Genomic DNA, 18,809 nt, shown 5'->3' on the forward strand with positions numbered 1-18,809 from the left:
GCTGCTGCACCACGACTGTTCGTGTCTGGCGCATCGAAAGAGGTAAACACGATACTGGCCGGTGAATCGGTAAACGTCACCGCAACGGTCAAGAACACCGGGAGCTCCGGGGGTGCGATGAGCGTTGAGTACGTGGCGAACGGAACGACGAAAGCAACCGAACGGGTAGCCGTCGATTCCGGGTCATCGGCAAAGCGGACACGGGCACTAACGTTTAACACGCCTGGGACATATCAGATTACGGTCAAAAGTCCAAAACGGTCGGCTGGTACCGTTCAGGTCAAGAAAGCGACTGCAATGACGATACGACAGGATGCGACCAGCCGACAGACCGAGGTCCGTGGCGGCGCGGTTCCAACGACGAAGCCATACGAAGTCGAGATGCCGAGCGCGATGAACCGGACGTTCACGGTCCAGTCATGGAGTGTAAACGCATCCCAGCGGTCGTTCACACAGAACGTAACCGAGTACACAGACCCCGCGGACGCAGACATCGCGGTACCCGATAACGACGATGCATCGGTGTTCGGTGTGGTTACCGTTGGCTCGTCAGCAGGGGTTCAGCCGTCGTCGATGCAGTTCGTGTTGAACCGCTCGAACCTCCAGTCGGCCGGGATCGATGCTTCGGCGGTCCGTGTGTATCACCGTGTGAACGGGTCATGGCAAGCCGCTGAAACGAGCGTTGTTGAGGAGCGGACTGATCAAGTCGTATACGAAGCGGACACGGCGGGCGCATCGGCCTATGCGATTGGGAAGATCGAGCCTGCATTCAGCATCACGCGAACCTCAGTCGTCAGCGAGCAGGCTCCTGAGGGGCAACGGGTCGTCGTTGAAGCGACGGTCGCCAACGACGGCAGTATCGAGGGCCCCTACGACGCACAGATGCGGGTGGACGATGCGGTCGTCAACCAGACCTCGGTGACTGTGCCAGCGGACACCGAACAGACGGTGACGCTGTCGACGGTCGTGACGACGCCGGGGACGTTCCAGATCAAGTTCAACGATGTCAACGCCGGCGAGATTCAGGTAACCGAGAGCCAGGTCCAGACCGACGGAAACGGCGGCGCTGAACCAGAAACGGAACCGACGGGAACAGAGCCAGCGATCCAGACTGAACCCGCGGTTGACGGTGACGGCGGACTCGGCCCGCTTCCGGCGACAGTCATGGGTATCAGCACGATGCTGGTCATCGGCGGACTCCTCGGTGCGTTGCTGCTGTTCGGTGTCGTTATCGCGCTCCTCCGACGGGGTGGCAGCCGGAACGACAGCGGCTTCGAACTGTAGGCGGGGAGAGAAACCCTTTTTGTGCCAGTGTCCAGAGACTCGCGTATGGATTGGCCACACGATCCGGACGGCGAGGAAGGAAGCGAGGGCCGGCGCAAGTACGGTCACGCTGTGCTGGCGAAGAAAGTCGACGAGGACGAAGACTTCCCGCTGACCGCCGAGGAGTACGTCGAACAGTACGGAGACCACCCGGTTCGGATCGATTACGAGACGGTCGTCAGCGTGGCGGACATCTTCGAATACGTCGATCAAGAGGAGTTCGAGGACTTCCCGGACTTCCACAAATCGCTTGGGCGCGCGCTGCGCGAGGCGGACTGGTGGCCGTACAGACTCGAACAGGCCTGATTGTGTAGTGTGTGGGCACGACACATACTTGTGGGTGGCCGGTGTAGCGTCGCGTATGGCGACGACATCTTCAAACGGTGACCGGACCGGACACGGGCTTCCCGAGGAGGTTGTTGCTGACCTGTTGTCGAATGACACTCGTCGGCGCGCGCTCTCGATACTGGCTGACCGCGATGAGCCAGTAGTCGTGTCAGACCTCGCGGCAGCGGTTCTCGCGGTCGAGCGTGACATCGAGCCAGCAGCGGTCCCGGACACTGCGAGGGACGAACTCACCGAGGAGCTGTTCACGGAGCACCTGCCAAAACTGACGGCGACAGACACCGTCACGTACGATTCGATGGTTGGAACCGTGGAGATACAGCGCTACGATGCGGTGCCAACTACCAACCGCTAAACTAGGCCGTGTGTCCGGAACTCGACACCGGTTCGGACCAGCCACCAGTCCGTTCTGCGGGTATATTCCGACAGAGCAATACCTATTGCTTCCAAACTGTCGATGGACAGTGACCAACACCCAGATCACCCATATACAGATTGATAATTACGGGCCGTGGACTGTGACGCCTGAACCCCGCCGTGAAGTCGATCTTCAGACGCTCCAGTCCCGGTTGTACGCTGACCTCGCACAGTTGGTCGGGAACCGCGACGGCTACATCTTCTTCTCGCGGTTCGACAACATGATCGCCGTAACGAACGGATTGGACGAGGCAGCACACGCACTCATTCAGGAATCCGTTGGTAATCGCTACCCCGTGACGATGAGCCTCTCTGTCGCAACGGGAACGACACCCGTCTCGGCGCTGGGAACGGCGACGGAGCAACTTCAGGAGGCCGGGAGTGCACAGGACAAGGGGCGACGAGAAGTGCTACGTGGCCAGACAATCGACGAGGAGTTCCGGAAACCGACAGACGTGCAACTCGCGCATTTCGATGTCGACGACGCCACCGAGAAGTACACCGACCAACTCAACGAGTTCGACACGTTCATCCAGATCGAGCAGGGCTACGCAGCCCTCATGAAGTATATGCGCGAGGCCCACAACTCGCTGTCGTTTTTCGTCGGCGGCGACAACGTCATCGCAGTCTGTCCGGACCTGGATGAAGCGGACTACCACGACGCAATCAGCCACGTCCGCGAAGAAGTCGACGTGGAGCTGAAAGTCGGCGTCGGACGCGGGCGGACGGCAGCGACGGCCGGGATGGATGCCAAGCACGCACTAGAAACCTGTCGGGCGACTGGCGAGGCCGTCACCATCGAAACCGAGACAAGTGAGTAACTTGTGAACCACGCGATATAAACGTAGTGGAGGTATCTTTTAGACCAGTCATGTGGTAATGACACACATGAACGGTGAGGTCACTGTGCGGGAGGTTATGAACAGAGAGTACGTCGGTGCAAGCGAGTCCGACGACCTCCTTGAAACGACGGAGTTGCTGATCCGAGAGGATCAGCATCCGATTCTCGTGTTACGGGGGAACGAACCAGTCGGTGTCGCGACGGACAGAGACGTACTGGCATACATCGTCGACGGCGGTGACCCGGAGACTGCCACCGTCGGCGACGTGATGCGTGAATCCATTCCGACAATTGGCCCCGATGCTGGACTCCCGGCAGCCCGGGACCGAATGGCGACACGGTCCGCTGAGTTCCTCCTAGTAACGGCTGACGGAGAGCCGCTCGGGACGCTGACTGAGCACGATATCCTCTCGACTGCACGATTAGAGAGCGAGTCGACAGACGTCGTCGAACAGCCCTCGCCGGTTGCGACAACTGGGCAGGAAGCCACGACCGACGGGATGCAGTCCGCCGCCGAGGATTCGTTCGACAGTCAGGGCATCTGTTCCGCCTGTAGCACCTTTACGCGGAATCTGGCCTCGTTCAATGGACAGCTCCTCTGTGCGGACTGTCGTGACGTCTGAGCCACTCCAGCGGCCTCTCCCCGCAAAGACGGATACAGCGGCGTAGCCGAACTGTTTTGACCGTACAACACGGAGTAGCACCGTGGAAATCGCCACCGCCTCGATGGATGACGTGGACACCATCGTCGACCTGTGGGTCCGGCTGGCGGAGAGCCAGCGTGCCCACGGGTCACATCTGTTCGGGGACCGCAACCGGACTGCGGTCCGAGAGACTGTCGTACAGCGCATCGTCGCCGAGAATGTTCGTATCGCCCGCATAGACCAGCACATCATCGGGTTCGTCATGATGACTCTCGACAGTGGCCGGTACGAACAGGACGAGACGCGGGGCATCATCGAGAACATCTTCGTCGAACCGGTCCACAGGAACCAGGGAATCGGCAGCGAACTGCTCGATACGGCGGAGGAACTACTCCGCCAAGCCGGTGCAGATATCCTTGCGCTGGAAGCGATGGCAGACAATGAGTCCGCCCGACAGTTCTATCGAGCACACGGCTACGCACCACACCGAATCGAACTCGAAAAGCCGACCGAAAACGATACTCTCTAAACGGTCCCCACACAACGCAGGTATGCAACCGTGCCAGGGGAGCTTGGGTGGTCCAAGCACTCGACTTGTAATCGAGAGTTCGTGGGTTCAAATCCCACCCCTGGCTTCGGCGCTTTAATTCGGAACTGAACTGCAAAAAGACAGCCGAAGCCACCGCTTTTCGATTCGTTCCCGAAGTGTAGCCGTGACCCGTGATCGGTATCTGTGGCGCGCCCGGTTCGCTCGACACCATCCTGTTGGAATACGTGGGCACGGCTCGGAGCCAGTGTCGAGGAAGCCGTAACCGTGGATATATTTTGAATTAAATTGTGGCTAACAATACTGGAATGGCATTATTCGGGGTGTATGTGGGGGAGAGACAATCAATGCAGGGTGGGTAGAGACGACCAAGTGACGATTACGCTAGCGGCTGTTCTCGGGTTTCTCTTAGTTGAGATAGCAACGCGGACAGCTATCTCGATGGCGTATGTCGGTGGCGCGTTCGTCGCAGCGACCGTTCTCATTGGTCCCACAACACCGCTCGGTGGCGTCGCTGGGCTCATCATCCACGACGGCTTCCACGGGACCATCGGGTACTGGACGGCAGGCACGGCGGCATGGGTACTGGCTTTTGCCTGTGGAGTCGTGTGGCTCGCTAGCGGACTCTCTAGCGGTCAGGAAAGGCAGGGCCTGGAATCGATGCATCGGGTGGCTCCGGCCTACGCCGGAATCATGCTGGTCAGTGGGGTCAATGCAACAGCGTTTGGGGCATGGCTGGTAATGGTTCTGGGGGCGCAACGCTTTTACACGGCCGTTAGTGGATTCCTTCCGGGAGTTCTCGCGGCTGTTGGATTCAGCGTGTTTGGACTGGCCGCTATTGGAGCCGTCAAACGTCTCGGTAGCTATGTCGGCCAGACAGACACTCGTGGCCACTCGTTGTTCGAATCTGAGAGCCACAGACGAAACCCTAAGGGGCCGACCACTGGGACGGCTATCGGCGTGTTTTTCATCGGCACTGGGTGGCTGTGTGGCGTCTCGGCGCTCGATGTTTTCGTCCACGATCTGGGACTGTATCCGACAGCAAGCGCATTCCGCGCGTTCGTCACCGGCTTCCTCGGCAGCGGTTCGCCGATAGCTACTGTTGGGACAACCGCCCTGCTCAGTGTGTATAATTACGGTGAACTGGCAGTGGTTCTCTCAGCGCCAGTCGCGCTAACCGCTATGTTTTGGTGGTGTACCTACCACGAGCAGGTCCTCTCATCCACTGTGCATGGTGTTGGGATTATCAGCGGAGGGCTGTCCAATGACTGAAAACCAGTCCGAGTCAGACGATGGCGTTCCGAGCAGACGCCAATTTCTCACAGCCCTCGGTGGCACGGCATTCGCGGCTGCAGGCTACGGATATGGCACCGGCTCTCCCGAGTTATTGGCTGCCGATTCTGCGACGGAGTCTAGCTCCCATCCAGCATCGGCAGCCCACATCGACGCGCTGACGGCTATCGCCAGCGCGGTGTACCCGTCAGAGGTCTCCATAGAGCGGTCGTTCATCGAGAGCCGCGTGTTTGGGCGGGTTGAACCGGAACCAGATCATTTTGACAACCTCGTTACTGCTATCGAAGCGGTCGACGATCACGCCAGCGCACGCTTTGGTGGCAGGATTGCCGACCTTTCAGCAGGGCGGCGGCGACAGGTCTTGCAGTCAATGGGCGTGACCACAGTGCATCCCACTGCTGACGGAACAACTGCGGAACGGGTCCGGTTTTATCTCGTAGGCGACCTGTTGTACGTCCTGTTTACGTCTCCTGCGGGTGGCAAACTGCTTGGGGTCGAGAATCCGCCCGGACATCCCGGTGGGCGAGAGGCATACCAGCAAGGGCCGGAGGGAGGTGAACGATGACGGCCGCAGACGACCGAACTCCGACTGAGGCTGACGTCTGTATCGTCGGGGCAGGGCCGGCTGGAGCCTTCACTGCCTACTCGCTGGCACGGCGCGGGCACGATGTCGTGGTACTCGAGGCGGGCGAACGGTTGAGTTCAGAGGACCACCACCGACGCATGGAGATGTGGCTGCGTCCGAACTTCGAACGTGACGCGTTCTGGCGTAATGGCGAACGGGATGGATACACGTCGACCGGCGACATCAATGCACGGCTTAACGAGACCCGTGTGAAGGCGGTCGGTGGCACGTCCTTACACTGGGACGCAAACACACCGCGGCTTCACGAAGAAGACTTCGAGATGAACACGCGGTACGGGGTAGCACAGGATTGGCCGATCAGCTACGACGACCTTCAGCCGTACTACGTGCGCGCCGAACGGGAGATGGGCGTTTCAGGGGCCGATGACAACCCACACGGACCGCCGCGAAAAGAGCCCTATCCACTGACAGCGTTCGAGCCGAGCTACTCGGATTCGCTGTTTGCCGAGGCCTGTGAGGAACTCGGAATCGCGATGGCGTCCCAGCCGAAAGCCATCAACTCCGAGGAATACGATGACCGCTCCGAATGCGTCGGATACGGCGTTTGCAACGCCTGTCCGTCGGGGGCGAAGTACAGCGCCGAAGTCCACGTCCGGAAGGCCGAGTCAGCTGGTGCGCGGATCGTTGATCAGGTGCAGGCACTCTCCGTGGAGCACGACCGGACGGGTGACTACGTGGAATCAGTCGTCTACGCGACCCCCAACGGGCGTCAGTACCGGCAAGAGGCAGACCACTTCGTCATCGCGTGTGGCGGAATCGAAACGCCGCGGTTGCTGCTGTTGTCGGATTCGGACGTGTATCCGGATGGATTAGCCAACTCCAGCGGGGCAGTCGGTCGGTACCTCATGGACCACCCTAGCGTCAGGACGACAGGGACACTCGAAGAGCCGACACGACAGAGCAATATCGGCTGGGTTTCCAGTCGGAGCGATCAGTTCTATGCGCACGAGGAGACCGGCCCCGGGAGCTACCACCTCACGTTTAGCAACACCGCGAAGTCTACGTCAGGAGGTGCGCAGTCCAGACTTCCACCGACATCTCCATCGCGGTTCCTCGACATCGTTCGCAACCCGACTCCGGATGCACTGGCTGAACTCGCGACAGACCCGCTCAACGAGATGCAACTGGGTGACGCTCTTGAACTTCCGACGACTTCGGGACCACCGTATCCACTCTCGATACGTGGCGCGGGCGAGATGCTGCCGCGGCCTGACAACCGGGTCACACTGGATTACTCGAAAACAGATAACCACGGCCGACCGGTGCCGTCGATCAATCTTTCTGACGGAGCCCACGCTCAGGAGACGATGGAGCACTGTTTAGAGATCCAAAAGTCGATTCTGACAGAGCTCGGTGCCGAGATTACCGATGTGAAAACTCTGAGCGGGAGAGGAATGAGTACGCACCACATGGGAACAACGCGGATGGGTACTGATCCGGCAGAAAGTGTAGTAAACGAACAGTGTCGGACACATGACCTCGCGAACCTCTGGATCGCGTCGTCGAGCGTATTCACCACCGCTGGAGCGAACAACCCAACACTCACGATTGCTGCGCTCGCGCTGAAGACGGCGGATCACATCGACGAGGAGCTGTGATTGCCACACTGGCAGACGCCCTGTGCGCCGCCAGAGACGGCCATTGCATGCCGCGTCTTTGCCACCGTACCGTGGTTGTCACTACCGGAGAGGTCTACGCTTTTACCGCTGGAGGGCGTACGGGAGAGCATGAGTGAATCCGAAGAAGAACTCCCGGATAACGACGAAGAGTGGCGCGAAATACTCTCCGACGAAGAGTACCGAATCCTCCGCGAGTCTGGAACAGAGCCGCGGTTCAGCAGCGACCTCATCGACGTAGAAGACGAGGGCGTCTTCACCTGTGCCGGCTGTGGGACGGAACTGTTCGATAGCGACAGGAAATTCGAATCAGAAACCGGCTGGCCGAGCTTCTGGGACGTGTATCAGGAAGGCAACGTCGAAACACGAGCGGACAACAGCCACGGGATGGAGCGAACGGAAGTCGTCTGTGCCGAGTGTGGCGGTCATCTGGGCCACGTGTTCGACGACGGACCAGAGCCGAGCGGGAAGCGGTACTGCATCAACGGCGCGGCGCTTGACTTCGAGTCAGAGTAGCGACCACCGGAACCCTTTTTTCCGTCATTGAAGTTGATACGGCTAGACGTGACTGAACATGGGACCGACGAGGCGAGCGACGACGGGGCCGGACCATCGGTCGACGAGTCGCTGGTCGATGAACCACCGACTGCGACTGCCGAACAGCCACAACTGGAGAGTCACCTGCTAGCTGAGAGCCTCCGAACGTTTCCGTGGCTCCGCGCGGCCGGCGTCGCAGCCGGGACGCTGGCTGTCGAGTATCTGCTCGTCGCCCTGCTGTTTCTCGTCGGCCCGTCGTCGGTCAACCTGCCAGAACTGTCGGACCGACTAGTCCAGTACGGGTTCGTGCTGTACAACGCCCACCACGTGCCGACGCTGGTGACGGCATCGGACGCAGAGGTGTACGGCTCGGCCGCACGGAACGTCCTGTACGGCGCACAGGGAGCGAGCATCCCGCCGATAGTCTATTTTCTGATTCCGATTGTCTCGCTGCTTGTCGTCGGCGCGCTGTTTGAGCGCTATCGCGGCGATGCCCGGTCGGACAGCCTGCTCGAGGAAGCGGCGCTCGTCGGAACCGGCATCGGCTTCGGCTATGTCGCAACGGGATTCGCCGGGAGCTTCGTGTTCGTCCGGACGGTCATGTTCGATGGCGGCGGTGAGGGACAGGCCGCACCTGCGGTGCTATGGCTCCTCATTCTGCTGTTTTTCCTCCCACTGCTATTTGCGAGTCTCGGCGCGGCCGCTCGCTATCTCTACGCCGACTGGGCTTCGGGCGCGTAAGTCGTCTCGATAAGCTCGAGGATGCGGTCAGACTCGGCCATCGTGACGCCGCGGTCGTCATCGACTAGAACCGGGACCCCCCGCTGACCGGAGACCCGCTTCACCTCGTCGCGTTTCGAGTGTAGCGCCTCGACCCAGACGCTGTCGTACTCGATACCGAGTTCGTCCAGTCGGTCGGCAACCTTCTCACAATACGGACAGCCGTCGAGCTGGTAGAGCGTCAGGCTCATACTGGCGATACGGACGCCGTCCTCAAGGTGGTTGTGCTCGAAAAAACGCGGCGGTCGACCTGGCGTTACTCGTACAGCCAGGACGAGTCGATCTGGTCCCAGTCGACGAGTTCGTCCTCGTCGAAGAACAGCTCGATTTCGCGCTCGTTTGCGCCCTCGTCCTCGTGGTCGGAGCCGTGGATGACGTTCCGACCGAGGTCGAGCCCGTAGTCACCACGGATGGTGCCGGGAGCCGATTCGGCGGGGTCCGTCTCGCCCATCATGGTGCGGACCTGCCGAGTCGCGTCCTGACCTTCCCAGACCATCGCGAACACGGGCCCGGAGGTGATGAAGTCGACAAGCCCGTCGAAGAACGGCTTGTCCTCGTGCTCGCCGTAGTGCTCCTCGGCGAGCTCTTGGTCGATCTGCATGAACTTGCCGCCGACCATCTTCAGGCCGCGGTCCTCGAAGCGGGAGACGATGTCCCCGATGAGACCGCGCTGGACGCCGTCAGGCTTGACCATCACGAACGTGCGCTCGTGCTCGGACATCAGGCCTCAGCCTCCTCAGCTTCCTCGTCCGCCTCGTCCTCAGCATCTGCGTCGGCCTCGTCGGCATCAGCTTCTTCGGCGTCAGCGTCAGCTTCTGCCTCGTCGGCGTCGGCAGCAGCTTCCTCGGCTTCGTCAGCTTCGGCTTCTTCAGCCTCGTCCTCGGCCTCACCGGCTTCACCGCGAGCGGTGTCGGTCCATTCGAGGTTGCGGGCCTCGCGGCCCAGGTCGGCGTTGTTCTCGCACTTCGAGGAACAGAAGTGCGTCGTCGCGCCGTCCTTGTGGACGAACATCGTGCCCGTGCCGGGTTCGATGTCCGTGCCGCAGTAGTCACATTCGCGTGTCCGGGGCATGGTTACTGCCCTCCGATGGTGTCGGCTTCGCGAGCCGTCTCGCGGAGCTGAAGCACGTCACCTTCGCGGACCGGGCCGAGAACGTTGCGCGTGATGATGCGCCCCTGATTCTCGCCTTCGCGGATGCGGCACTTGACCTGCATGGCCTCGCCGTGCATCCCCGTCCGGCCCACGACTTCGATAACCTCGGCGGGCGTGGAACCGCTGCTTTCGGATTCCTCAGCGCTCATCCGAGGTCACCTCACCGAAGCTCCTCGACCTTGTCGGCGATGTCCTCGACATCGGCGTCAGCCTCACCGGCGTCGGTGACGGCTGCGGCGGCCGAGCCGACTTCGAGCCCGGCGGCGTGACCGAGGTCGTCCTGCTGCTCGACGAAGATGAAGGGAACGCCCTTCTCGTCGGCAAGCTCCGGAATGTGCATGACGATTTCCTCGGGCTGGACGTCTTCGGCGACGAAGACGAGCTCAGCGGAGCCGCGCTCGATGGACTTGGTCGTCTCGTTTGTACCCTTCTTTACTGCGCCTGTGTCCCGGGCAACCTCGAGCGCCTCAAGGGCGTCGTCTTCGAGGTCCGCGGGAACGTCGAAATCTACGTATACTGGCATTTGTATGTTCACCTCCTGCGCGCGAGCTCAGGCTCCCCCGCCGTGTCCGGGCCGCGAGGCCCGTCACACCGTGATGGTGTGTATCCTGAAAAGGCTGGGAGCATCATCAACTCGGCGCAGGCTGTACCCCATTCTGTGCTACCGGCCCTAAAAGCGCTTTCGAAGCCGAAATCCCGTGCCAGCCCGCCACACGGGTGCTGTCGGGGGGTCTGCCTATTCCGCGGCCGCCGACGCATCGGCCAGCGCGGCCCGCGCGTCCGAGACGAGACGGGCCACCACCTCACCGGCGGGCCGGACGTCCTGTGCGAGACCGGTGCTTTGCCCGGCGTAGTGTGGCAGGGCCTCGACATCGCCGGTCATCCCCGCAATCGGGGGCATATCAGCAAACCGACTAATCGGCTCGCCGTCGGGCATCTGTGCAATTTGTTCGGGGTCGCTGGCGTCGTCGATTTCATCTAAGTCATGTCCTGCCTGCTGTCGGACCTCGTCGGTTTCGAGGACTCGGTGTGGCTGGTCCGGCCAGCCCCGGTCGAACAGGTCGGTAAACCGCGTCGCCGTCTCTGGCGCGTCAACGATTTGTTGCCGGTATGCCTCGTGCGCGCCCGATTCTTCGGTTGCCACGAACCGAGTGCCGAACCAGCCGCCGTCAGCATCCAGCGTCAGCGCCGCCGCGAGGCCGCGACCATCCCCGAGACCGCCGGCCGCGACGACCGGGACCGGAACCGCGTCGGCCACCCGCGGGAGCAACGACATCGTCGTCACGTCGCTCTGGACGTGGCCACCAGCCTCCCGGCCCTGTGCGACCACTACGTCGGCCCCGGCGTCGACGGCCGCCCTGGCCTCGGCCGCGCTCACGACCGTGACCATCACCGTCCCGCCGACCTCGTGGACCCGGTCGATGTACGGCCCGGCATCGCCAAACGAGAAGGAGACGACCGACGCGCCCGCGTCCAGACAGGCATCAAGACACGCCGACGGTGAGAGCACGCCCGTCGACTCGTCGAGGACGACGTTGACGCCGACCACGCCGTCAGTCGCGTTTGCAGCGTCCGTGTACGCGTCACGAATCGCGTCGGCCTCGCGCCACGACATCGCCAGCATCCCGAGGCCGCCCGCGTCAGCGACTGCCGCGGCCAGGGGCGGCGTCGAGACGCTCCCGACTGGTGCCTGCACGACTGGGTGGTCGATACCGATCTCGGAACAGAGCGGGGTCTGGAGGGGAGCCATGCCGACGACTGTGTCCGGTCCGATAAAAAGCGTACCTGGGGAGCGCCGTGACCGTCAGGTCCATACTGGCGCGTCCGCCACCACCGGTATGGACATCGCGCGCTCGCTTCGAGCGGAGGCCCGCCGCGCGAACGAGCGGCGGCTACTCGTTCTGGCGGGCGACCCCGACCGAACCCGGGAGCGAGCGGCAACAGCGCTCGATTTGGCGGACGTTCCCAGCGCGGAGACGACCGTCGTCGGCCCGGAGCCGTTCCTCGACTGTGAGCATCACGAGCAGTCCCGCGCCGAGGAGCTTCTCGGCCGGACTCGGACAGCTGTCGTCCTCGATGCGCACGAGGAACTGCGGCCGGACGCGGTCGGGCGGACCGTCGGTGCTGTCGACGGCGGCGGCCTCTACGTCCTCCTCGCGCCGCCGCTGGAGACGTGGCCCGAGGAGCGCGACGGGTTCGACGCCTCGCTCGCAGTCCCGCCGTTCAGCGTCGAAGACGTGAGCGGCCACTTCCGCCGTCGGTTCGTCGAAACGCTGCGAGCACACCGAGGTATCGCTATCGTCGATGCCGACACGGGCACTGTCGAGCAGGACGGCCTGACGGACCCGCCACCGAGCCGCCCGGTTCCGAGCCCGACCCCGCCAACCGACGCGTGGTTCCGCGCCGAGACCTACGCTCAGTGTCTCACCGACGACCAGCGGGACGCGGTCCAGGCATTCGAATCTCTGCGGGACGACGGCGAGGCAGTCGTGGTCGAGGCCGACCGGGGGCGAGGGAAATCCAGCGCCGCCGGGCTGGCAGCCGGAAACCTCGCCGTCGAGGGGCGGGACGTACTGGTGACCGCGCCGCAGTACCGGAGCGCCGCCGAGGTGTTCGCGCGGGCGGGACATCTTCTGGAGACGCTCGGCGTCGAGTTCGCTCGCGACCGGGCGACGAACCCCCAGCGGCTCGACGTTGCAGGGGCGGGCTGCGTGCGGTATGCGCCGCCGGACGAAGCGGCATCGCTTCCGGATGGTCCCGACGTGGTCATCGTCGACGAGGCCGCGGCCCTGCCGGTCCGGCGACTCGAACAGTTCCTCGACGCCCCGGCGGTCGCCTTCACGACGACGGTCCACGGCTACGAGGGGGCAGGCCGGGGCTTCTCCGTCCGGTTCCGTGACCGACTTGCCGAAAGCGACCTCGCCGTCACCGACGTATCGATGACGACGCCGATTCGATACAGCGACGCCGACCCTGTGGAGGTGTGGGCGTTCCGGGCGCTGTTGCTGGACGCGCGCCCGCCGGTCGACCAGCTTATCGAAGACGCGACGCCGGAGACCGTCGAGTACCGACAGCTGTCGGCGGCTGACCTGCTCGCCGACACGCACCTGCTCCGGGAGGTGTTTGGCCTGCTCGTGCTGGCGCATTACCGGACGGAACCCTCGGACCTGGCCCGACTGCTTGATGCACCGAACCTCACCGTCCGGGCGCTGACCCACGAAGGCCACGTCGTTGCAGTGGCGTTGCTGGCACAGGAAGGCGGGCTCTCGGCGTCGACCCGGGCTACGATGTACGAAGGCGGACGCGTTCGCGGGAATATGCTCCCAGACGTGCTATCGACACAACTCCGGGACGAAGCCGCCGGGGTTCCGGTCGGCCAGCGAGTCCTCCGCATCGCAACCCACGCTGCGGTCCGGTCCCGTGGACTCGGCTCCAAACTCCTCTCGGAAATCAGAGCGGAGTTCGCCGACCATGTGGACTGGGTTGGGGTCAGCTACGGTGCAACGCCGGAACTCGTCCGCTTCTGGGCAGATAACGGCTACAACACCGTCCACCTCGCAACCTCACGGAACGCGACCAGCGGCGAGTACTCCGTCGTGATGCTCGACCCCTGTTCCGACGACGGGGCGGCGCTCGCGGCGCGCCACAGGGAGTGGTTTCAGGACCGAATCGCGGCGGTGCTGTCGGACCCACTCGACGACTGTGACCCCGACGTGGTTCGGGCCGTGCTTCGAGCGACCGACGGCGAGCGGCCGGTATCGCTCTCGGAGTGGGAATGGCGGCTGGTTGCCGGCGTCCCCGGCGGCGCGTCGGTTCTCGACACGAACCCGAAGCCGTTCCGTGACCTCACCCGCCGACACCTGTCGCACCCAGCCGACGCGACCGCGCTCTCGCCGCGGGAGGAACGCCTGCTTGTCCGAAAGGTCTTGCAGGCACATCCATGGTCAACTGTCACCGAGGAACTGGCGTTCGTCTCTGAGCGTGAGTGCATGCGTACCCTCGGCGGAATAGTCGAAAGGTTGACGCGTCTGTACGGCGACCCTTGGGTACAGGAGGAACTCGACAGACACCTATGAGCCTGCTTGGCCTCGAAGCGCTGTTGTTTGTACTCGCGTTTGCGCTCCTGATCGGCGGTGTCATCGGTAGCCTCACGCCCCAAGTCCCCGGCGCGCTCGTCTCGCTCGCCGGCGTCTATCTCTACTGGGTCGCCAGCGGCATGACCGACCCCGGGACGCTCTTGCTGGCCCTGTTGACGCTGGTTGGCCTGCTGACGTGGGCCGTCGATATCGCGGGCGGAGCCGTTGCTGCACGCGTTGGCGGGGCGTCGAACTGGACGGCGGCCCTCGCCGGCGTCGTAGCGCTCGTTCTCTTTTTCGTCACCGGCCCGCTCGGCATCCTGCTGGGCGTCGCCGGGACGGTGTTCGTCGTCGAGTTCTATCGGCAGGAGGACGCCAGAGGGAGCGCGAAGGCCGCGCTGGTAACCACCGTCGGAATGCTGGCCTCCGGCGTCGTCCAGGCCTTGCTGACCGCGTCGATACTGGTCACTATGATTGCCGTCGCGCTTCTATGACACAGTGTGCGGAGGACGGCTGCGAAAACGAGGCCGCGGTCGAGCTCCACATCCCCTGGGACGCGAACCGGGACGTGTGTCCGGCCCACGCTCGCGTCTGGGCGCAGAAGGACGGCGTCGTCCCAGCGCCGATGGACGGCCACGAGGACGAGTGGCCATAGACTGCTGTCGTAGAAATTGACGATTTAATTCACACGTAGGTACCGAGCTAAGAGGGTGTCAAACGTTCACGAAGAAAATATAATAATAATTGGGTTTGAATACGACAATTGAGGCATGTTATCATGAAACGCGAGATGCTCACCACCGACTTCATCGACCGTGCAGCGGACATCTACGACGACGTGACCGGTATCGTCGCCCATGACGGCACCGAGTACACGTACGCGGAGGTAAACGAGCGGGTCAACCAGTTGGCACACGCGCTGTCGGACCGCGGTGTTTCGAAGGGGAGTCGCGTGGCCGTCCTCGCGCCGAACACACACTACTTCATCGAGACGCTGTACGCGACAAACAAACTCGGCGCGGTGTTCGTCCCGCTGAACTACCGGCTCGACCCCACGAAAATCGAGTATATTCTGAACGACTGTGAAGCCGCGACGGTCATCGCCGACTACGACTTCGCGGAGAAGGTCCAGCCGGTACGGGACGACATCCCTGCGGAGACGTTCATCGGCTACGAGCCCGACCGTATCGACGGGGACTGGGAGGGGTACGGCGATGTCCTCGACGGGCAGCCGACAGCCGAACCGGACCGGCCTGACATGACCGAGGACGACGACGCCAGCATCAACTACACGTCCGGCACGACGGGGGACCCGAAGGGCGTGGTCAGGACCCATCGGACCGAAAGCTGGCACTCGCTGGTGCTCAATCAGCACATGGAGATACGCGACGACGACACGTACCTCTGGACGCTCCCGATGTTCCACTGCAACGGCTGGGGCCACACCTACGCTATCACCGGGACCGGCGGGACGCACGTCTGCCAGCGGACCTTCGACGCCGCGGACACCTTCCGTCGGGTCCGCGAGTACGACGTGTCGTTCATGTGTGGCGCGCCGACGGTGCTGAACAAGCTCATTCAGCACTACCGAGCAAACGACGGCGACGTAGTGACACAGGGGGACCGCGACGTGCGGATCGCGACGGCCGGCAGCGCCCCGGCGACGGCGACCATCGAGCGCGTCGAAGACGAGTTTGGCTGGCGCATCATCCACATCTACGGCCTGACCGAGACGGCCCCGATCATCACGACCAGCAACTCCCCGCGGCGTATCGCCGAACGGGGCCGTGAACTCAAGGTCAAGCAGGGCTCAGAGACGCTGTGTACCGACATCCGAATCGTCGACGAGGACGGGACCGACGTGCCACGCGACGGGGCGACGATCGGCGAGGTCGTGGTGCAGGGCAACCAGGTAATGGACCGCTATCTCAACAAACCCGAGATCACCGAGGAAGCATTCAACGACCGCGCCGAGGGGTACTTCCACACTGGGGACCTCGCGGCGTGGGACGAGGACGGGATGATACAGATCATGGACCGCCGGAAGGACATCATCATCTCTGGCGGCGAAAACATCTCCTCGATCGAACTGGAGGACGAACTGTACGACCACCCCGGTGTCCTGAAAGCCGCGGTCATTCCAACTCCGAGTGAGGACTGGGGCGAGACCCCGATGGCAATTGTCGTCCCGACGGCCGACAGCGACGCGACCGAACAGGATATCCTCGAATTCCTCAGAGAACGCGTCGCGAGCTACAAGGTCCCCACAGGCATCGACTTCCGGGACTCGCTCCCTGAAACGGCGACCGGGAAAATCCAGAAGTACGAACTCCGCGAAGAGTACTGGCAAGAGCAGGAGCGGATGATCGGCCAGGAGTGAGCGCGGCGGTAGCTGTGAGACGCTGGGACGGTATTAACACGATTCTTTATTAGGTTTCCAACAGTCGGTCACACCATGCATCTAGGAGTCGTCGTGCCACGCGTTGATGACCACAGCACAATCGAGCTGGCCGTCGAAGCCGAAGGACACGGCTACGATTCGGTCTGGCTGAACGAACTGTGGGGCGCTAGCTCCGTTGTCGAACTCACGGATATCGCGACACGGACCGACGATATCGAGATCGGCAGCGCGATACTCAACGTCTTCTCACGGTCACCGGCCGTGCTGGCGATGACAGCGACGACCCTCGACAGGGTCTCGGACGGACGGGCAGTGCTGGGGCTGGGAACGAGTACAGCCCGGTCCATCGAGAATATGCACAGCATGGAGTTCGAGCGACCGGTCCGTCGCGCCCACGAGACGATCGATATCATCAAACAACTCATGACGGGCGACGAGCGGGTGACCTACGACGGTGAGGCGGTCTCGGTCAGGGGCGTGCCGCCGCTAGACCGTGACGTGCCGGTGTACCACGCCGCCCTCGGGCCGGCGAACAGGCGAGTCGTCGCCAGACTCGCTGACGGCTGGCTGCCCCACATGATTGCGTTCTCCGAACTGGAGTCGGCGTTCGACTACATCGCAGAGACGGCACGCGACGCTGACCGGGACCCAGACGACATCACCGTTGCACCGTACGTGCCGGCAGTGGTCCACGAGGATTCCGAGCGAGCGACCGAGGAACTCCGGCAACACATCGCCTACTACGTCGGCAGCGGCGAGGGGTACCGCCGGGCTGTTGCGGAGACGTATCCGGACCGAGCGGAGCGCATCGCCGACGCCTGGCAGGCGGGTGACCGCGGCGAGGCGACGGAGCTCGTCACTGACGAAATGACGGCTGATCTCGGCATCGCCGGGACGCCGGAACAGGCGCGAGAGAAACGGGATAAAATTGCGGACAGAGCTGTCATCGACCGGCTTCTGCTAACTGTGCCACAGCAGGTCGACGGGGAGCTGGCTCGGAAGACAATTCGGGCGCTGGGGCCGAATTAGAGGTCAATTTCCATCATCACCTCGTCGGCGTACTCGTCGCCGAACTTGTAGTGGTCCTCACGGATGGCGTCAGTGTCCCAGCCGTGGTCTTCGAGGAACTCGATTGCGTCCTCGTTCGTCGATGGGACAGAGTTGTACAGCTTCTCGTAGCCGTTCGACGCCGCCCACTCGGTGCCCCGGGCGAGTAACTGCGAGCCGATGCCATGGCCCCGATACCGTTCGAGCACACCCAGCGTTAGCTCTGCCGTGTGACTGAGCTTCTCAACTTCGGGATGTTTGAGGTGGACCCACCCGACCACGTCGTCGTTGATGCAGGCGACGAAGAAGATGCGTGACTCCAGCTCGTTGTGCCGGAGCAGCACGCCCTCGCTGTCTACCACGTCGGCGACGGTCTCCGCATCGACGTACTCCCCGCCGCCGATAGCGGCCCGGATGGCCCCAACGAGGCCGGTCAGGTCCTCCTGTCGCGCCTGACGGATAGTGAACTCCATATCGTCGGCCTCGAACTCTTCTTCGACGGTGTCGTTGTAGGCGACGCGGAGTTTCCCGTCGATCTCCTCCAGTACGCCGTCGCGTTTGAGTATCGCAACGTGATGGCCGAACGGTCGCGGGTCCATCTGTAGCGCCGACCGAGCGCCTCTCGGTCCTACAGACCCGTGTGATTCGACGTACTCGTAGATGTCCCGTCTGTCCTCGTGGTCGAACTGCAGTGGCTCTGTCAGCTCCATGGTATCTGCTACCACGACACAGTACTTAATCCTTTATCAAAAACCATGTACTTTTAACTGAACAGTCGCTACTGCTCCGGAACACCGGTCAGAAGCACTGCCACATCCCGAGCGTTGTGTGTATCGACGAGCAGTTCTGCGGCCGCTCTGACGCTGTAGGTGCCGGCTAACTCCACGCCGTAGCAGGCGGCGTAGCAGTCAAGCCAGTCGTTCATGATCCGTTCCAGCCGCTCGAACTCCGCCCCGGAGAAGCGGACCCACGACCCGCCGGTCCGGGCCTCACAGTACAGCGCGACCGTGGGGCCGAACCCGTTCCGAAGGAGTTCCATCGCGCGCTCCTCGTCCGGCGGGTCGGGGTCCAGCGACTCGCGGGTCTGCTCGGCTCGGCGGGAGAGCACCTGAAGGCGGTCGTCGTACTGGCCACTCATCACCGA

The 18,809-nt window shown here is 62.8% G+C and carries 24 protein-coding genes and 1 tRNA gene; 17 read left to right on the plus strand and 8 right to left on the minus strand.

Annotation, left to right across the window (positions count from 1 at the left end):
- The first annotated feature begins 21 nt into the window (after positions 1-21).
- The 12 genes from G9C82_RS04845 (at position 22) to G9C82_RS04900 (ending at position 8,950) form a co-directional block, all read left to right on the plus strand.
- The gene (locus G9C82_RS04845) at positions 22-1,284 is read left to right on the plus strand and encodes a PGF-pre-PGF domain-containing protein (RefSeq protein ID WP_127013831.1); all 1,263 of its coding nucleotides are present in this window, start codon (positions 22-24) and stop codon (positions 1,282-1,284) included.
- Between the two features lie 45 nt (positions 1,285-1,329).
- Positions 1,330-1,629: a DUF5785 family protein gene (locus G9C82_RS04850; protein WP_004593490.1), complete on the plus strand. Its 300-nt coding sequence runs from the start codon at positions 1,330-1,332 to the stop codon at positions 1,627-1,629.
- A gap of 55 nt (positions 1,630-1,684) precedes the next feature.
- Positions 1,685-2,023 (plus strand): hypothetical protein, encoded by a 339-nt coding sequence (locus G9C82_RS04855; RefSeq protein ID WP_004963201.1) that lies wholly within the window; start codon positions 1,685-1,687, stop codon positions 2,021-2,023.
- 109 nt (positions 2,024-2,132) lie between these two features.
- Complete coding sequence (locus G9C82_RS04860) at positions 2,133-2,906, plus strand: GTP cyclohydrolase III (RefSeq protein ID WP_004963204.1); 774 nt, start codon at positions 2,133-2,135, stop codon at positions 2,904-2,906.
- A 67-nt stretch (positions 2,907-2,973) separates the two neighbouring features.
- Positions 2,974-3,549: a CBS domain-containing protein gene (locus tag G9C82_RS04865; RefSeq protein ID WP_004963207.1), complete on the plus strand. Its 576-nt coding sequence runs from the start codon at positions 2,974-2,976 to the stop codon at positions 3,547-3,549.
- 82 nt (positions 3,550-3,631) lie between these two features.
- Positions 3,632-4,099 carry an N-acetyltransferase gene (locus G9C82_RS04870; RefSeq protein WP_171814228.1) on the plus strand — a complete coding sequence of 156 codons (468 nt, stop codon included), beginning with the start codon at positions 3,632-3,634 and terminating at the stop codon, positions 4,097-4,099.
- A gap of 32 nt (positions 4,100-4,131) precedes the next feature.
- A tRNA-Thr gene (locus tag G9C82_RS04875) sits at positions 4,132-4,205 on the plus strand.
- A 266-nt stretch (positions 4,206-4,471) separates the two neighbouring features.
- Positions 4,472-5,389, plus strand: a complete 918-nt coding sequence (locus G9C82_RS04880) for a hypothetical protein (protein WP_241244081.1) — start codon at positions 4,472-4,474, stop codon at positions 5,387-5,389.
- Positions 5,382-5,975: a gluconate 2-dehydrogenase subunit 3 family protein gene (locus G9C82_RS04885; RefSeq protein ID WP_127013509.1), complete on the plus strand. Its 594-nt coding sequence runs from the start codon at positions 5,382-5,384 to the stop codon at positions 5,973-5,975. Before G9C82_RS04880 ends, G9C82_RS04885 begins: the two co-directional genes overlap by 8 nt.
- Positions 5,972-7,654, plus strand: a complete 1,683-nt coding sequence (locus G9C82_RS04890; RefSeq protein WP_121303604.1) for a GMC family oxidoreductase — start codon at positions 5,972-5,974, stop codon at positions 7,652-7,654. Before G9C82_RS04885 ends, G9C82_RS04890 begins: the two co-directional genes overlap by 4 nt.
- A 129-nt stretch (positions 7,655-7,783) precedes the next feature.
- Positions 7,784-8,188, plus strand: coding sequence for a peptide-methionine (R)-S-oxide reductase MsrB (msrB, locus tag G9C82_RS04895; protein ID WP_004593495.1), 405 nt, complete (start codon positions 7,784-7,786; stop codon positions 8,186-8,188).
- A 48-nt stretch (positions 8,189-8,236) separates the two neighbouring features.
- Positions 8,237-8,950, plus strand: a complete 714-nt coding sequence (locus tag G9C82_RS04900; RefSeq protein WP_127013510.1) for a hypothetical protein — start codon at positions 8,237-8,239, stop codon at positions 8,948-8,950.
- Here G9C82_RS04900 and G9C82_RS04905 read toward each other — a convergent pair.
- The 6 genes from G9C82_RS04905 to G9C82_RS04930 all read right to left on the minus strand — a co-directional run bounded on the left by G9C82_RS04905 (position 8,923) and on the right by G9C82_RS04930 (position 11,891).
- The gene (locus tag G9C82_RS04905; protein WP_004963227.1) at positions 8,923-9,180 is read right to left on the minus strand and encodes a glutaredoxin family protein; all 258 of its coding nucleotides are present in this window, start codon (positions 9,178-9,180) and stop codon (positions 8,923-8,925) included. The two genes, G9C82_RS04900 and G9C82_RS04905, sit on opposite strands and share 28 nt — an antisense overlap.
- 65 nt (positions 9,181-9,245) lie before the next feature.
- Entirely contained in the window at positions 9,246-9,710 is a 465-nt protein-coding gene (gene ndk / locus G9C82_RS04910) for a nucleoside-diphosphate kinase (RefSeq protein WP_007188260.1), read from the minus strand.
- Entirely contained in the window at positions 9,710-10,060 is a 351-nt protein-coding gene (locus G9C82_RS04915; protein WP_004963236.1) for a 50S ribosomal protein L24e, read from the minus strand. Before G9C82_RS04915 ends, ndk begins: the two co-directional genes overlap by 1 nt.
- A gap of 2 nt (positions 10,061-10,062) precedes the next feature.
- Entirely contained in the window at positions 10,063-10,290 is a 228-nt protein-coding gene (locus tag G9C82_RS04920) for a 30S ribosomal protein S28e (RefSeq protein WP_004516764.1), read from the minus strand.
- Between the two features lie 11 nt (positions 10,291-10,301).
- Positions 10,302-10,664, minus strand: a complete 363-nt coding sequence (gene rpl7ae, locus G9C82_RS04925) for a 50S ribosomal protein L7Ae (RefSeq protein WP_004593501.1) — start codon at positions 10,662-10,664, stop codon at positions 10,302-10,304.
- 213 nt (positions 10,665-10,877) lie between these two features.
- The gene (locus G9C82_RS04930; protein WP_127013511.1) at positions 10,878-11,891 is read right to left on the minus strand and encodes a nitronate monooxygenase family protein; all 1,014 of its coding nucleotides are present in this window, start codon (positions 11,889-11,891) and stop codon (positions 10,878-10,880) included.
- Between G9C82_RS04930 and tmcA the strand changes: the two genes are divergently transcribed.
- The 5 genes from tmcA (at position 11,890) to G9C82_RS04955 (ending at position 17,647) form a co-directional block, all read left to right on the plus strand.
- Positions 11,890-14,217 (plus strand): tRNA(Met) cytidine acetyltransferase TmcA, encoded by a 2,328-nt coding sequence (gene tmcA, locus G9C82_RS04935; RefSeq protein WP_174789839.1) that lies wholly within the window; start codon positions 11,890-11,892, stop codon positions 14,215-14,217. The two genes, G9C82_RS04930 and tmcA, sit on opposite strands and share 2 nt — an antisense overlap.
- Complete coding sequence (locus tag G9C82_RS04940; protein WP_007188257.1) at positions 14,214-14,711, plus strand: DUF456 domain-containing protein; 498 nt, start codon at positions 14,214-14,216, stop codon at positions 14,709-14,711. Before tmcA ends, G9C82_RS04940 begins: the two co-directional genes overlap by 4 nt.
- Positions 14,708-14,872, plus strand: a complete 165-nt coding sequence (locus tag G9C82_RS04945) for a hypothetical protein (protein ID WP_007188256.1) — start codon at positions 14,708-14,710, stop codon at positions 14,870-14,872. Before G9C82_RS04940 ends, G9C82_RS04945 begins: the two co-directional genes overlap by 4 nt.
- Positions 14,873-14,995: 123 nt before the next feature.
- A complete protein-coding gene (locus tag G9C82_RS04950) occupies positions 14,996-16,597 on the plus strand; it encodes a class I adenylate-forming enzyme family protein (RefSeq protein WP_127013513.1) in 1,602 nt (533 codons plus the stop codon).
- Between the two features lie 75 nt (positions 16,598-16,672).
- Complete coding sequence (locus G9C82_RS04955; RefSeq protein WP_004963254.1) at positions 16,673-17,647, plus strand: LLM class flavin-dependent oxidoreductase; 975 nt, start codon at positions 16,673-16,675, stop codon at positions 17,645-17,647.
- On the opposite strand, the gene G9C82_RS04960 is transcribed toward G9C82_RS04955, so the two are convergent.
- Complete coding sequence (locus G9C82_RS04960) at positions 17,644-18,375, minus strand: GNAT family N-acetyltransferase (RefSeq protein WP_127013514.1); 732 nt, start codon at positions 18,373-18,375, stop codon at positions 17,644-17,646. The two genes, G9C82_RS04955 and G9C82_RS04960, sit on opposite strands and share 4 nt — an antisense overlap.
- 68 nt (positions 18,376-18,443) lie before the next feature.
- The gene (locus G9C82_RS04965) at positions 18,444-18,803 is read right to left on the minus strand and encodes a hypothetical protein (protein ID WP_127013515.1); all 360 of its coding nucleotides are present in this window, start codon (positions 18,801-18,803) and stop codon (positions 18,444-18,446) included.
- Positions 18,804-18,809 lie beyond the last annotated feature (6 nt).

Origin of the sequence: Haloarcula sp. R1-2 (assembly GCF_011627385.1) — an archaeon.
GTDB lineage: Archaea > Halobacteriota > Halobacteria > Halobacteriales > Haloarculaceae > Haloarcula > Haloarcula marismortui.